The sequence below is a fragment of the Sphingobacterium mizutaii genome (assembly GCF_900187125.1).
Taxonomy (GTDB): Bacteria; Bacteroidota; Bacteroidia; order Sphingobacteriales; family Sphingobacteriaceae; genus Sphingobacterium; species Sphingobacterium mizutaii.
Genome location: NZ_LT906468.1, coordinates 1,357,782 through 1,373,375 on the forward strand (window position 1 = coordinate 1,357,782; position 15,594 = coordinate 1,373,375).

At 42.5% G+C, this 15,594-nt stretch carries 16 protein-coding genes; 3 read left to right on the top strand and 13 right to left on the bottom strand.

The features are described 5' to 3' along the window. Positions 1–140: 140 nt before the first annotated feature. The 10 genes from CKW03_RS05780 to CKW03_RS05825 form a co-directional block, all read right to left on the bottom strand. Positions 141–464, bottom strand: coding sequence for a cupin domain-containing protein (locus CKW03_RS05780; protein WP_093094949.1), 324 nt, complete (start codon positions 462–464; stop codon positions 141–143). A 161-nt stretch (positions 465–625) separates the two neighbouring features. Further along, complete coding sequence (locus tag CKW03_RS05785) at positions 626–1,279, bottom strand: hypothetical protein (protein WP_139185395.1); 654 nt, start codon at positions 1,277–1,279, stop codon at positions 626–628. 28 nt (positions 1,280–1,307) lie between these two features. Next, complete coding sequence (locus CKW03_RS05790; RefSeq protein WP_093094951.1) at positions 1,308–1,991, bottom strand: OmpW/AlkL family protein; 684 nt, start codon at positions 1,989–1,991, stop codon at positions 1,308–1,310. 2 nt (positions 1,992–1,993) lie between these two features. Beyond that, positions 1,994–3,280, bottom strand: coding sequence for a leucine-rich repeat domain-containing protein (locus tag CKW03_RS05795; protein WP_093094953.1), 1,287 nt, complete (start codon positions 3,278–3,280; stop codon positions 1,994–1,996). 23 nt (positions 3,281–3,303) lie between these two features. Further along, positions 3,304–3,846 carry a hypothetical protein gene (locus CKW03_RS05800; protein WP_139185396.1) on the bottom strand — a complete coding sequence of 181 codons (543 nt, stop codon included), beginning with the start codon at positions 3,844–3,846 and terminating at the stop codon, positions 3,304–3,306. 74 nt (positions 3,847–3,920) lie between these two features. Further along, a complete protein-coding gene (locus CKW03_RS05805; protein ID WP_139185397.1) occupies positions 3,921–4,511 on the bottom strand; it encodes a hypothetical protein in 591 nt (196 codons plus the stop codon). 11 nt (positions 4,512–4,522) lie between these two features. Further along, entirely contained in the window at positions 4,523–5,113 is a 591-nt protein-coding gene (locus CKW03_RS05810) for a hypothetical protein (protein ID WP_093094958.1), read from the bottom strand. Between the two features lie 2 nt (positions 5,114–5,115). After that, complete coding sequence (locus CKW03_RS05815; RefSeq protein WP_093094959.1) at positions 5,116–5,898, bottom strand: class I SAM-dependent methyltransferase; 783 nt, start codon at positions 5,896–5,898, stop codon at positions 5,116–5,118. A 63-nt stretch (positions 5,899–5,961) separates the two neighbouring features. After that, a complete protein-coding gene (locus CKW03_RS05820) occupies positions 5,962–7,113 on the bottom strand; it encodes a TonB-dependent receptor domain-containing protein (protein WP_093094961.1) in 1,152 nt (383 codons plus the stop codon). Between the two features lie 48 nt (positions 7,114–7,161). Next, the gene (locus CKW03_RS05825; protein ID WP_169918980.1) at positions 7,162–8,391 is read right to left on the bottom strand and encodes a TonB-dependent receptor; all 1,230 of its coding nucleotides are present in this window, start codon (positions 8,389–8,391) and stop codon (positions 7,162–7,164) included. Between the two features lie 225 nt (positions 8,392–8,616). Here CKW03_RS05825 and CKW03_RS05830 point away from each other — a divergent pair, with 225 nt between their 5' ends. From CKW03_RS05830 to CKW03_RS05840, 3 genes are all read left to right on the top strand, one after another. After that, a complete protein-coding gene (locus tag CKW03_RS05830; protein WP_093094963.1) occupies positions 8,617–9,627 on the top strand; it encodes a helix-turn-helix domain-containing protein in 1,011 nt (336 codons plus the stop codon). A gap of 1,369 nt (positions 9,628–10,996) precedes the next feature. Next, positions 10,997–11,356, top strand: coding sequence for a hypothetical protein (locus CKW03_RS05835; protein WP_093094965.1), 360 nt, complete (start codon positions 10,997–10,999; stop codon positions 11,354–11,356). 112 nt (positions 11,357–11,468) lie between these two features. Then, entirely contained in the window at positions 11,469–11,720 is a 252-nt protein-coding gene (locus tag CKW03_RS05840) for a hypothetical protein (RefSeq protein ID WP_093094966.1), read from the top strand. A gap of 104 nt (positions 11,721–11,824) precedes the next feature. Here CKW03_RS05840 and CKW03_RS05845 read toward each other — a convergent pair whose 3' ends face one another. From CKW03_RS05845 to CKW03_RS05855, 3 genes are read right to left on the bottom strand one after another with little or no spacing between them, the layout of a single operon-like run. Continuing rightward, positions 11,825–12,043 carry a YgaP family membrane protein gene (locus tag CKW03_RS05845; RefSeq protein WP_093094967.1) on the bottom strand — a complete coding sequence of 73 codons (219 nt, stop codon included), beginning with the start codon at positions 12,041–12,043 and terminating at the stop codon, positions 11,825–11,827. Between the two features lie 17 nt (positions 12,044–12,060). Then, the gene (locus tag CKW03_RS05850) at positions 12,061–12,366 is read right to left on the bottom strand and encodes a hypothetical protein (RefSeq protein ID WP_093094969.1); all 306 of its coding nucleotides are present in this window, start codon (positions 12,364–12,366) and stop codon (positions 12,061–12,063) included. A gap of 18 nt (positions 12,367–12,384) precedes the next feature. Then, positions 12,385–15,585 (bottom strand): efflux RND transporter permease subunit, encoded by a 3,201-nt coding sequence (locus CKW03_RS05855; protein WP_093094971.1) that lies wholly within the window; start codon positions 15,583–15,585, stop codon positions 12,385–12,387. Positions 15,586–15,594 lie beyond the last annotated feature (9 nt).

Sequence of the window (15,594 nt, forward strand, 5' to 3'; positions counted from 1 at the left end):
CCTTATAAAGCCCTTTATCATTAAACTTAGTCGTCCCATCTACATTTGCATCCCTTCCCTTAACAAAAAACTCCTTAGTTCAATTCCCAAGGAGTTTTAGAAAGCATTAGATTTCCACTCAATATACCCATCTTATATCCTTAGCCCTTGATCATGGTCAGCATCATTTTGAATGCTGTTGTGGCATAGACTTCGTGGGGGATATTTGCTGGTAGGATGATCATTTCGCCTTCCTTGACCACATGAGGTTCACGGGCGATATGGATCAGGGCTTCGCCGTCAAGAACCTGTAGTGCAGCATCAAAGGGAGCGGAATGTTCGCTGAGCTGTTCGTCTTTGTCAAATGCGAATAGGGTAATATTGCCAGCCTTACTTTTGATAACCTGTTGGCTTACCACACTGTTTTTTGAATATTCTATTCTTTCTTTTAGTGAAAAAACAAAACCTGTTTCTATTGTTGCCATATTATTTTATGTTTTTCTTTTTATAATAACCTTTCCAACAAAAGGATTCTTCTTGTTGGAAAGGCTGATAGATTGTATGATGCCTATACGCTTAGCATCTGTGTTGTCTGTTGCTTAAAGAGCACTTATTGCTTACCCGATATAATTTAATGATCTTATCATTAAAAATCAATAAAATCATTAGGGTCTTTGCCTACAGGAGACTTGGTTGGTTTGGTTATGCTTTTATCCTGTACCCATACGGAAGCAATGACCATTACGACAGTTTCATTGGCCATGGCTTCTAGTATTTGGATGGTTTTACCAGTTTTGACGTTATAGGTTGCGGACATTGAAAAACCCATACCTGTTGGCTTTGTTGTGGTGCCTTCCTGTGTAATCTGGAACATATCCTCTAATTTGGCTGTTATGGTATAGAGGTCATTTTCTTTCTTCAGGCCGAAGTTTTCGAAGAAGTAGTAGCTTCCGCCTACAGAAAAGTAGAGCTTGGCTTTTTTATCGATTACAAGGTTTGAAGCCATGTATTTATTCTCATTGTGGTCCCATTGAATTGATTTAAGGGATTCACTAAAGTCTTTTGCTGCTTTAAAATCAGGGTTTAGATTAGAACTATATTGTAGCTGTTTATAGTTACTATTATATTTCATGCTGGTCCGCAGTTCTTCTTTGAGTTCTGCTAGGATTTCTGCATCGGTTTTTGGTACCACCGGAGTTACTGTAACTTCATCTTTATCTTTGTTGCATGAGGCAATGCCCAAGGTCATCAGGGCAAAGGCTCCTACAAATAAACGGCTGCTAAATTGTCTTCTGTTCATGATCATTTAATTTTTGTTAATAATATTTTTAAAAGCGGTATCCAATTCCGATTGTCATTTGTGTGGGGTCAGGTTTTAGCTGACCATTGAGTTTCCAGCCTACCGATTTTGTGAAATCGGGATTGACCTTTGCTCGATTTGCCAAGAAATGTTTGAGGTCCAGTTGCAGAAACCAACTTTCATGGAGTTGATAGTCGAGTCCTAGACCGAGGTGCAAGGCCGAACGGCTATGGTATTCCACGGCATCGGCTGCCCATCCTGGATCTTCTTGGTCAAATAATAAAAAGCTTCGTCCTGCGGCGAGGTATGGTTTTATTTTATTCCATCGATTGACATGATAGCGAATGGAAAGGCTTATCGGTGCTAGCCAAACCCTACCTAAGGGTATCTCATCTCGCAATACCTTCATACTGGAGTAGTCGCCGTTTTTCATGGACATTCGATAGTGGCCAGCAGAGGCGCTGACTTCGGTAGACCAAGAGGGGCTAAGGAACCAGGCAATGCCAAAGCCTACGGAGGGGGAATTATTCAACTCATAGATTCCGCCGACTTTTTGCAGGTGACTGCTTTCATTGGTCCTGGAAAATCCGCCAAAGAGCTTTATGGTAAACCTTTTAAAACCATCGTCCTGTGCATACAGAGCGTTGCTGGTAAACAGATGTACTACTATAACAAGTAGCGGAAGGGTCATATTTCGATTATTTCTGAGCATACCTATTCCTCTATGATCTGTTTGAAATTTTTCCAGCCCGCTGCATTTTTATAGGCGATGGAAGTCCCTTTGGGGACGAAAAGTTTCACCTTTTCAAAATCTGGGCTTTTGTTGTATTCAGGTTTTCCCAACGGACTGATGAGGATATCGTTGAATAAGCTGTTTGCTGCTGGCGGTATGGCCCAGGTAATATGCACTTCCTCTAGGTTGCTCATCCCATTGATAAAGCCTAGACCCAGACTGGAAATGTTTTTATGGAACCATATTCGTTTGATGGTACTTTGGTAAAAGCAGCTTTCTCCGATTTTTGTGATCTGGTCGGGAATATGGAGTTCATCCAATTGACTTCCACGCATGGCTCTCACGCTTAATTCGGTCAGGCTTTGGGACCATTTGATTTTCTTTAGTTTGATTCCGGAAAGGAAACCTTCTCCAACTTGATTTACTCCATCAGGCATCAGCAATTCCTGTATTTTAGTGCCTTCAAACGCTGCGGATCCAATGGATGTCAAGCCTTCGGGCAGGTTTATGCTTTCCAGATCATTGCTTAAGAAGAAGCATTCATCGGGCACTGCTGTTACCTTCGCTGGGAAAGTAAAGCTGGTCAGTTTGCTGTTTGCAAAACAGCCTCGCTTTATTGTTTCAACGGATTCGGGTAGTGAAAGTTCCTGATAAGGATAGTACCTGTAAGCAAATTCCCCGATTTCTTTTACCGTTTTGGGTAATTGATATCTTTCCTTTGCCATGTACGGAATGTCTATGGGGAACACCTGTCCAGTTCCTTGAAAATCTATCCTGAAGCTAACGATTTCGAAGGTTCTATCCCCAATGATTTCTACATCCTGCGGAATAATGATCTCCCGAACCCAGAAGGATTCGGACATGACATTATCGCCGGTGCTTTTGATCTTTTTTGGATAAACGAAATGTTCTAGGTTTTTCAGCTTGTGGAAAGGGGAATTGATGAATTGGCCTTCAAAGACATCGGCGTCTCGAAAATCCAGTTCCCTTAATTCGCCATCAAATGTCTCGGCTATGTAGCGCTTGATGATGCCTATATCTTTATTGTTGATATGTCCTTTTAGGATCAGTTTCTTGATGCCGGACCAATCCATTTGGTCGGCTGCATGCTCAAAATCGCCAGCTTTTTTACCCTCGTAAACAAGGGTTTTGCTGTCATTTTCTGGGTTATTGAAAAAGGAAGAGTTTATTGGGAATTCTTCCTTGTTACAGGAAGCCAACAAAAGCAGTGCGATCGACAAAAAGCCTAGTATGCTGCGCGTAGCCATCGGGAATTGGAGTTACTATGGAATTAGATTTTTGTCAATACGATTTGAAAAGGGATTTGGAAACCTAATTTTATCCGAATGGAAAAGGCCTGGGCAGAGTTACCAGTAGTGGTAATAATTGCTGCAGAACCATCAGAATCCTGACTTGGATTGATAAAAGGAGGGATGCTGCTACCCGGGTTTCCGTTTCTTCTTGCCAATGCTTTCAGGGGATTTCCCTGGCTAATATTTCCTGTTGCTGGGTTGAACGTAAAGCTAACGTCCTGCAAAGCTAAGGCCATGGGCATTTGGTTTTTCCAATAATGCTTGGTTGAGGCATAGTCGAAATCGCCATAAGATGAAGGTGGATTTCCGGGGTTCAGACCACTGATATTACCGTTGGCATCACAAAATTCTACTTTTGTTATTTCGGATGTTTTAGCGGATAATTTAATATAATGGTACCCATCAGGGTTTAATAGCCCTTTTGCTAGGTTGGTGAATAAATCCCCCATGGGGTCAAAGAATACTTTTACTTGGAATATGCCAGTTAGGGAGCTTGCTCCTGTAGATTGGTTTGCGCTCATAATGATGGATTTTAGAATGATAAATAAATATTTTTGATGTTGTATCAGCTAGTATGTGAGCTTGTTTTATGGGTTTAATTCAGTTTTTGAACAGATTTGATGATCACCACTACAGGTAGTGACACCGCGGGATCCAATTTAAGGTCATATTGCATCGCACCTGATCCGTTAGGGTTCTTATCGATTGTACCGGTCAACTTAGACTTGCCATTGCTGTGCAAGCCTTTCTTTAGGGCTTCCTCAGGGATTTCAAATCCAGGGTCAACATCGGGATCAGCCCCGCCAGCAGGAGGGTCTGCATCAAAGAAGCTTTTGCCCTCAATATTTTGTACCAGCAGTCCTTTTGCAGTTTCTGAAATGGTAAAGCTGGCATCTACACTCATCTCAAAGGGCATGGGATTAGCGCGGAAGCCATTGAAACGGAGCCTCAAAACCCCATTGCCTTCATCGCTAACTGTGCCATCGACGGTGCCCGTTGCAATGGGGATAGTCCCCATCATGGTCGGAATAACTTGAAATCGGTATTGACCTGTCAGACCATATTGTTTGATCAGGGTACTGCCACCGGTATCTTCATCTTCCTTGCTACAAGAGAAGAGCATCAACCCGCTGAGCAAAAAGAATAAGAAGTAAGTTAGTTTTCTAATTATGCTAGTTGTGAACATGGATTTCTAATTTATTTAGAGCCCGTTATATGGGCTTTTATGGGAATGGGCAGCATGAGGTCCAGCAGGACACTTAGTTTCTTGCTGCTTCGGACGTAATAACCCTGTAGTTCGGCGTCATCACTTTGGGGCAGAGGCGTTCCGATAGCTTGGCCTGAAGCTTCTGCCGTTCGGATCTTTCCATCGGTACCCCGTAGCCAGATCGTGTCTTTTGTGCTGTTCAATTCCAGTAGGACATTGATGTTGGCTGTCATTTTAAGCGGCATCATTTCAGTCTGGAAATTCCTATAACCCAATTCTAAAGCTCCGTTGGCTAGCCAACGCATATTAATGGGCCATTTTTGTTCTGTAAAAGTCAGCAATGGCTGCTTGCGTGTTGCATCGTCGTACATGATCATTTTAATCAGTACGCTGTCGTTTTTATAGCCTGTATAAGCTTCGAAGATTTCCTTTGCCAAGGCCTGCGTCCCATAGTCTTTGCTGAGGTAATCCGATCTATCCGGCAATAAGCTAGGGTCGTTCAGATCAGGCGATAAATAATCGTCGCCTGAACACCCGCAAAGCAGCATCAACATCATCCCTATGAAACCAAATGCCCTCATATCTAGATCTTTTTTCGAGCAACAATAGCTACAGCATTGATGTCGTTCTTATGCTTCTTGAATGTTTGTCGCATCTGAAGGATTCGTTTTCTTAGGTCGCCATGTGTCAATACGTTGAAGATGATTTTCATGGTCCGAAAGAAGCCTTCATCTGCCAAGACACGCTTTGGCTCCAATAGCGCCATGGCATTGCTGTCTACTTTGACAATTTCAAAGCCTTCGTCGACGAGCAATTGGCTCCATTCGGAGATGGTCAATGGGCGCGCATGGACACGGATATTGGAGCTGAGGTCTTTGTACACGCTCTGTTTTATTTCTTCACTGATATTTTCTGGTTGAAGGCCCAGTTCATGGATGCCATAGTAGCCGCCCGGTTTCAAGAGGCGTGAAGCTTCTTTTATGATCGCTTTCTTATGTTCTAGCGGTTGCATGGTCAGCATTGCCTCGCCGTAGACTTTTGTTGCATATCCGGAAGGAATTGTCGTATCAGAAGCATCTGCGACAATGAACTTAACCTTATCGTATTTTACGTTCTTACGGGCCAGCTCTGCAGCCTGATGATTGTTGTCCACCCCGGTATAGCTGTTTGGTTTTTTTGCGCATGCAATCGAAGCTGTAAAGCCTAGACCTGGAGCAAACTCCACGACATCGTCTGCGGAGTTGATGTCCATATTGTCCATCAGTTTTTTCGTAAGTTCACGACCACCGGGACGCAACACTTTCTTACCCACCTTGGCAAGTATCCAGTGTCCTTGTTTTTCATTTAATTTTTCTTCTATTGACATTTTTTGTATTGAGTTTGGAGAGCTTAGGATTATGAATCCTGCCCTCTTTGTTTTATTTCTATCTTAAAATTTATAAGTGAGTCCTGCATAAAAAGCCCTAGTCTGCCCCGGCATGAAAAACGCCACATTGTTCACCGTAAATTCCGGGAACGGGATAGGGGGGAGCAAAATCTGGTCGCTGATGATGTAGCTCGAAGCATAATATCTGTTCAGGATGTTCTTGCCTTCTACGTAGAATGAAAAGTTTTTCCAGCCATCAACCCCCGCACGCATGCCAAGGATGGTAAACGGTTTCTGGAAGACTGTATTCGTATGGTCTATCGGACTTTTTAGAGGTTGGCTTTCGGCATTGAGCGAAACGAAGAACTTGCCTGGATTTTTATATTCTATGGCGGCGGTCAGGTAATGAGGTGGAACGCCAGCCAGTTTTTTGCCTTCATAATCTCCCGCAGAGAAGAAAAAGTCACTGTAGGTGTACATCCCTTTCACCGAAATTTGATCCTTTGGATAGAGGACTCCTTGGAAAGGAATTCCCATTGCTGCAAATTCTATCCCTTGATGTATCGTCTGGGGATAGTTCTTGGTTTGCTTCACACCCAGCACAAAATCCTTCACTTCCAGCAGTTCATTCTTTACCCAAGAACGGTACAGGGATATATTCCAGCTGTAACGAGTGTTCTCATGCCTTGTGCCAATTTCTACAGTGGTAGAAGATTGTTTGTCCAATTTGATAGCAAAGAACTCTTTCGGGCTGGTATTGATGTTGGCTGTTACCTTTGTGCCGACCAGTTCATCGAAGGTTGGAGGCTCGTAGCTTGTGCTGACATTGCCAAAAAACTGGATATCCTTGTTCCGACCAGCATTGTAAATTGCGCCAATCCGTGGATTGACCGATCTGAACTGTTGGTCTAGCGATTGGCTATAGGAGTGGAAATAGCGATATTTGTGCGATGAATGGCTATACCAAGGGCGTAATTCGGGGTCTGGGAATACATCTTCGCTGTTCCGTTCGTTATTGACCGCCTGAATGTTAGCAATCAGCTGGAAGCGTTCATTAAAACGATGTTGATATTCTGTGTAAAACGTGAGGTTTACTGCATTCAGCTTGTCCTTGCTGAACATGTAGGAGTCCAGTCCATTGACATTGATATGCCCTCTACGGTCGATATTGCCATGGCTTTCTAGGAAACCGACCATGAGTCGGCCTTTATCCATTCTATGCTCAGCTTGAATGCTGATTCCCCCATCAGTTCCCGTTGATCTTTAGGTGGAAAGTACGATGGGAAATACAAAACGATCTTTGATAAGCTGATAATATGCGGATACAGTAATATCGGTATTCGCTGAAATGCGGAAGGCAGTTCGGTTGGCAATCCGTAATACTTCAGCTTCTCGTCCCGGCTTGTCGCGTTCGATATTGGGGCCCATATAATAGGGCAAGGCTATTCCCTTGTTGATTTGGGCAGGATCTTCCAAGAGCATTTGCATGGTCAGAGGACCCGGCACATCGAATTTGATATATGAATAATTAAGGTAAAGACGACTGTCTATATTGTTGGAAAAACGATGGCCGAAATTGCCGGCAACATTCATCTTTCTATTGTTATTGTGCTGACGAAAACCATCTTGATGGCTCCCAGAGACTGAAAGGAAGGCATCTGACTTTCCCCAATGCTTGCCTGCCATCAAATTGCCCTGCGTATATCCGAAAGATCCGCCTTCGACTTTTCCTTGTAATCCTTTAGTAAATCGACCGATATGGGAATTGAAATTGACAGCACCACCAAGCGTTGCTGCTCCATAGCGGAGGGCATTGGCGCCTTTGAAAGTCTCGATCGATTCGGTAATAGCTGGATCCATTACACCGATGATAAAGGAGCCATCAGCGAAATTAATGGGGATGCCATCCTGTAAAAGATATACACCCCGGCGTTGGGGATTGCTTTGGATACCCGACCCCCGTATGCTCAAGCGAGGTTGGTCATTTGCTCCAAAAAACTCTTGTATGACCACTCCTGGCTCATATTTCAAAGCATCCTTAATGGTTTCCAGACGCTGAACCTCTGGAGTCATCACTGCCACCGAAGTTCCCCCTGCAATCTGCTTATGTTCCAGTTTGATGGTTTTGAGAGATGGGGCAGCGGATAATACTTTCTGTCCCTTAATGTCTACCTCTTGGATCTCTATCCGTTTTTCTTTCAAATAGATGTCGTAAGAATGCTTGTTACTTTCATTTCCAGCTATTCTAAAGATCCCTTCAAAAGATTGGTAGGATTGATGGCTAAAAACAAGGGTATGGCTTCCTTCGGGCAGGCTAAGTTTGAAGGATCCGTTGGCATCTGTTTTGGTCGAGATTTTATGGTCAGCTTTTAAACAAATACTTACGTTAGGAATGGGTTCTTTTTCATTGGTCAGTACTTTTCCTTCGATCAAGAATTGCTGTTGAGAGATGGATATGTTTCCATAAACTATTTGACATATTGTGTTCATCATTACCAATAGAAAGCAGTACCTAAAAATTCCTAGCATATAAAATATTCCGACTCGTATCTTGATAATCTTCATTCAATTGTAATAAGCAAGCGAATGAGTGATGTTATTTAGATTTATACTAAATAAAAATTATCTTTACAAAGATATCTAAAGTGAGATTTTTCGAGTGCCCAAAATGGAAGTAATAGTGCCCAAAATAGAAGTATTTAGTAACCGCGATTGCAGATGGAATTGATATGGACGAATCGGAAAGGAGCTGAAGAAGCCAGCATCGTTGTTCCTGATGTTTATGACCTAGGGTCTGAGCTGAAAGAACTGCTATTGGGCAATGAGGAGCTTTCAGACGGCCTATTTAGGCTCTTCCATACGGATGGACTGATTCTTATAGATGTCCATTCCCATCTTTCTCAGCGGGCTACTGCAAACTTGTCTTTCAAGGATAATGTGTTGCTCATTGTTTTTCATCTTGAGGGCGATGTAAGGATCATGGATATGGGGAGCAGTCATGACTCTGGTCTAAAGTTACAAAGAGGGGAGCATAAATTCGAGATTTTTAATGCCAATAATTTAAAGATAATTTATGAACCTGCATTAATGCTCAATTCCTTTATCGTCGTTCTTTCTCCGGAGTTCAGCCATCGCATTATCCCTCATAACTACAGCAATCAAGATGGTCTGATTAAGGCGGTCAAGGAGGGGGAGAGAATTAGTTTGCCTTTAGATTTTGCGCCATTGAGCCTGGATATGAAACAGATAATCGAGAAGGTTCGTAACTGTAGTCGAAAGGGTTCATTTCATCGTCTATGTCTCGAGATAAAGATTGCTGAATTGCTGATGCTGCAATTGGAACAGCAAGCCAGTTTGCATTCAGAACAGTTGGCAAGACCGGCCATGCATGATGCGGATATTGAAAAAATAGAAGAAGCGAAAAACATTTTGGAGGATCAATATACCCAACCACCAACCATAAAGGATCTGGCAGGGATGGTTGGTCTAAACGAAACAAAGCTCAAGACCAATTTTAAGAAGACCTTTAACAGTACCATCCATGCCTATACGCAACGGATTAGAATGCAAAAGGCACATGAGCTTCTTACCCAAAAGAATTTATTGTTGAAGGAAATTGCCATGCAAGTTGGCTATCAAAAGCCCTCTAATTTTACCAATGCCTATAAGGATTTTTTTGGAATACATCCGGGTGATGTTGCCAGAAATAGGAAGAAAAGGGAATATTAATGATTACCTGTTTTCTTATAGAAAACATAACATTGGCTTTTGTTTTTCTTTTGGATTAAAATTTTAAATTGCAACTCAAGCAAGGGGTATGCAAGAAATCTAGGTGCTCTAATCGTTATTTAGAACTAGGTCCTTGTAAACGATCCTGTTTGTCGGTTGTTCTTTGAAATTGTCGAAATTTCGCATTTATTGCTGCTGAATGCGAAAGTTTAGTCTTCGTTACTTTTGGAGCCCAAAAGTAACTAAACCGACGAAGGAGCTCAGGGATACCAATTCTCATTGTTACTTTTGGAGCCCAAAAGTAACCAAAAACCTTTGGCTCATTTAAGGTGGCTCTTCGCACATTCCCACACACATGGATAGAATGCCTTGTTGTCGGGAATATCTTCCTTCAAAATTCTCCCTTTAGATGGAGAATTTTTTGAAAGCATTCCAAGGCCAATCCCATCGCACAAGTCGACGGCATTCTATCCATCTCTCCGCCACTGGAAATGAGCCGGGGGCTAAAGGACTTCCTGCGGAAGGGAAATGTTCCTTAACTAACTTACAATGCAGAATCCTAGCAAGAAAAGAACCCTAGAGGGGTTCAATTATTTTAGCAATCCCATCGCACAAGTCGACGGCATTCTTTCCATTTGTCCGCCAAGGAAATGAGCCGGGGCTAAAGGACTTCCTGCGGAAGGATGAATGTTCCTTGATCCACTAACAATGCAGAATCCTAGCAAGAACAGAACCCTAGAGGGGTTCCATTATTTTAGCAATCCCATCGCACAAGTCGACGACATTCTATCCATCTCTCCGCCAAGGAAATGAGCCGGGGGCTAAAGGGCTTCCTGCGGAAGGGAAATGTTCCTTGACTCACTAACAATGCAGAATCCTAGCAAGAAAAGAACCCTAGAAGGGTTCCATTATTTTAGCAATCCCGTCGCACGGGTCAACGGCATTCTTTCCATTTTTCCGCCAAGGAAATGAGCCGGGGGCTAAAGGACTTCCTTCGGAAGGGTGAATGTTCCTTGACTCACTAACAATGCAGAATCCTAGCAAGAAAAGAACCCTAGAAGGGTTCCATTATTTTAGCAATCCAATCGCACAAGTCGACGACATTCTATCCATCTCTCCGCCAAGGAAATGAGCCGGGGCTAAAGGACTTCCTGCGGAAGGATGAATGTTCCTTGACCCACTAACAATGCAGAATCCTAGCAAGAACAGAACCCTAGAGGGGTTCAATTATTTTAGCTAGCATGACACGTTAGCCTGGAATTAATGCTAAAAAGATGTTCGAAATACCAAAAGAGGGTAGTTTTAATTGTATGTGGTTTTTCTGATAAGAAATACAAAATATTTTAGCTGCTTTTTCTATTTTTAAATTATGAAACCATGGTTGCTAGCTATTCTATTTATTTTCATTTCTTGCCAAACTAATTATGTTGGGAAGAAAGAACCAAGATCTTTATACATAAATACAACCATTCCAGCTAAGAGCTCTTTGGAGATTTCAACTGAGGATAACAAATCATTTTCGATCGATGCGCAAAACATCTCGAGCGATCCAATTATTGTGTCAATAGCTACAATAGATACTGCAATGACAAAAAATAGCAAATACTCATTTAATGTTGGAGATAATGGAATTGTATTATTAAAAAATTCTTCAAATCAGGAAGCTGCAATAAAAGTTAGGATCTATAATCATTCTTCAAAAGTACAGCAGAAAACTAGTGCTTTGTAATGGAATCTGATGCAGATTGTTGTGTATAGGTATAGTTTTTTTCTTTAAATCAACAAGCAGGATCAGGTTTCGAAGAGTTCAAGTACAAATATTTATCACATATATCTACCTAATGACAAAAAATAAAAAACTACAGGAACTAAGCCTAGAAGAACTTTATTTAGAGAAAAAGAAACGCAAAGGGATGCTAACAGTGCTTGGAATTACCATGCTAATCGTATGTTTCGCACTTGTGGTTCTTGCTGTGAAAAGTGGAAATTACGCACTCATTGCAGTTGCCTGCGGTAGTTTCATTACTCTATTGCCAAGTTTCACCTACTTAAGTCAACTCGAAACTGAGATTAAAACCCGAGAGCAAAAGTAATCTAACTGTCTGCCATCAGTAAGTGCTTAGGAACTGATAGATAGGCATAAAATGAAAAGAGCTGCCCATTACAGGCAGCCCTTCCTTATTAAACTCATAGGTAATCAACATTTTTCTGTTCCGCAGCATTCTATTTCCGATTTTATCCCCAATGCCTTCAAGATGATATTCAGCAGGCACCATTGGGTAATGGAAAATTGCAATAGGTTTGCACCTACAAATACGGCGAGCCATATCCAATTGATATTGATAAAATAGGCTCCTAAGCTGGATATTAAAACCATCGCACCAGCGATCATTTTAATGTAGCGTTCTCTAGTCATACTTGATATTTATCTGGTTAATTTGATTTTTCAATAGAACTGATGGCGATATGCACTTTCGAGTGCAGGTCCATCGTCCGGTTTAACTCTTCCACTGCGGTGAAAATCTGGTCAGACTGTTCATCCTGCACAAAGGCAAAGAATAGCAAGGATTCGGTCTTGTTCATTTCTGAAGCAAACCAATTATCCTTCACGGCATCCTTTGTGCTATCCCTATAGCCCGTTACGGCGCTATAGGAATAGGTGATCACATTATTTTCTGCCAGCAAATTTTTGACGCTGTATTGGTAGCTATTTGCAGCTGTAATGATTAATAGTTTCATAATAGTAGATCTTAAAAATTAATCCTTATTGTTTGCCCATTTTTTGCGTTCCACGATATAGTATACCAATGGCACGACGAACAAGGTCAAGATCGTAGATACGATGGCACCACCCACCAGAGAGATGGCTAGACCTTGGAAAATAGGGTCGAAAAGAATAACCGATGCACCGAGAACCACCGCTCCAGTCGTCAAAAGGATAGGCGTGGTCCGGACAGCACCAGCATCAATGATGGCCTGTTTCAATGGAATTCCATCCTTCAGCCTGATCTCGATAAAGTCGATCAGCAACACGGAGTTCCTCACCATAACTCCAGCCAGGGCAATCATCCCAATGAATGAAGTAGCCGTGAAGAAGGCCCCCAACAGCCAGTGGCCGAGTACAATTCCGATCAGTGATAATGGGATTGCCACCATCATGACAATCGGTGTTTTGAAATCTTGGAACCAGCCTACGATCAGCATGTAGATAATGATGATCACGACCATAAAGGCAATTCCTAAGTCACGGAACACTTCTAGGGTAATTTGCCATTCCCCATCCCACTTAACTGTGAAATTGCTGGTTTCCTTAGGTTGACCCATGTATAGGTCGGAGATTTCATATCCTGTAGGCAATTTCATTTGCTTCAGGGTTTCCTCCATTCCCAAGATGGCATAAGCAGGACTTTCCAGATCACCAGCCATATCCGCAAGGACATAAACAACGCGCTGCTGATCCTTTCTACTGATGGATTTTCTCAGGGTATCTTGTTTTACCTGTACGATATCACGAACAGGGACCATGTTGCCTTGCTGACCTTTGATCTTCAGGTTCTGGATATCGTCAATATTCGTTTTGTCCTTATCGTCTAAGGCCATCACGATGCCCACTGGATTCACCGACTTTTCATCGTAAAGATTAGAAATAGGGTATTCACGCAAGAGATAAGTCAGGTTGCCAACCACTTGTTGTGGAGCAATACCATTCAACATGGCTTTTTCCTTGTCTACTTCCAATTTATATTCGGTCTGCACATCTTCAACTCCCCAGTCCACATCGACCACATCATTGGTCTTTTTCAGGATTTCCTTGACTTGATAAGCCACCTTGATCTGCTCCTGATAGTCAGGACCATAAACTTCCGCAACAATGGTCGATAATACTGGAGGGCCAGGAGGAACTTCAACAATCTTCACATTGGCATGATGCTTTTGAGCAATGGCCTGAATCGCTGGTCTAATACGCTTTGCAATAGCATGGCTCTGCTCATCACGATCCGTTTTGTCCAACAGATTCACTTGGATGTCTGCCATGTTACTTCCACCACGCAGGTCATAGTGACGAACCAAACCATTGAAGGTAATCGGAGCCGATGTTCCTATATAATTCTGATAGTTTACAACCTCAGGCACAGTCGTTAAATATTGAGAAATTTCCTTGGCTACGGCCGATGTTCTTTCTAAGGTCGTGCCTTCCGGCATATCGATCACCACCTGGAATTCATTTTTGTTGTCAAACGGAAGCATCTTTACGGCAACCGATTTTGTAAAGAACATACCCACCGATCCAAATAGAAGAACCACAGTCAGCCCTAGAACCAACCAACGTTTCTTGGAGTTGTCGAGTAAGGGTTTTTCAAACTTGTTATAGATCTTATAAATCCAACTGGTCTGGTGTCCCTGTTCCTCTTTTTCATGTTGTTTCTCTTTTTCATTCAATAAATGGTAGCCTAGGTAAGGCGTAATGGTCAATGCAACAAATAGGGAAAGTAACATGGCAATGGATGCACCAATTGGCATAGGGCTCATATAAGGGCCCATCATTCCTGAAACGAAGGCCATCGGTAGAATAGCCGCAATAACAGTGAAAGTTGCCAAGATGGTCGGGTTACCTACTTCATTGATCGCATAAATAGCGGCATCCTTGAATGGCAGTTTGCGCATCTTGAAATGCCTGTGCATATTCTCTGCAATGATAATACTATCATCCACCACGATACCTACGACAAAGACCAGAGCGAATAAGGTAATCCGGTTCAAGGTGTAGCCCAGCATATAATAGCTAAAGAGTGTCAGAGCAAAGGTCAGCGGTACAGAAAGGAACACAACCAATCCACCACGCCAGCCCATAGCCAGCATTACCAATGCCGTAACTGCTACAATGGCCACTCCAAGGTGGAACAGCAATTCATTTACTTTATGTGAAGCTGTTTCCCCATAGTTCCTGGTTACTTCTACTTTTACATCCTTAGGGATCAAGTTGTCCTGTAATTTCTCTACACGTTTCAAGATCTGCTCCGAAATCTGCATCGCATCCGCGCCTTGCACTTTCGCAATGGAAAGGGTGACAGCAGGGTATTCCGATGGATTGCTTTCGAAGTTCTCATTGTTCTTGCTGTATCCAAAAGACACATAGCTTTTGGCTGTTCCAGCAGCATCATTGATCTGTGCGACCTGTTTTAGGTAAACTGGCATCTGTTGGTGCACACCAACCACCAAGTTTTCCATATCTTCTTTGCTTGCCAAGAATTGACCAGTTGTCAATAAAAACTCTTGATCGTGCTGAACAAAGCTACCTGACTGCATGCTGCCATTATTGGCTTGGATCATCTGCATGATACTCAAGGCATCAACACCATTCTCAGCCATCTTATCTTTATCCAAGACCACTTTCAATTCGCGACTACGGCCACCAATTTCTTTAATGGTCGAGACATCCTTGATCTTTTTGATTTCTGAGGATACCTCTTCCGCCATCTGACGGATTTGGAAATCATCGTATCGATCGCTCCAAAGGGTCAGTGCCAACATTGGCACATCGTTTATCGACCTTGTTTTAACAACCGGAGGATACACACCCTGAGGGAATATATGCTGGTTTTTTATCAACTCATCATAGAGTTTTACATAGGAACGTTCAATATCTTCGCCCACATAAAATTGGACGATGATCATGGCCTGCCCGTTCATGGCAGTACTATGTAGGTGTTCCACACCTTTGATATTGGAAATGATTTTTTCCAAGGGTTCCAATACCCTTCTTTCAACTTCTTCCGGGCTTGCACCAGGGTAACCGACCATAATGTCGGCCATTGGGACGTTGATTTGAGGTTCTTCCTCTCTAGGGATCAACGAAGAACTATATACACCGATGATCATCAACCCAACCATCAACAGTATGGATAGTTTGGAGTTCAAGAACATCGAGGCTATTTTACCTGATAAACCATTTTGCATTGCTCTGAA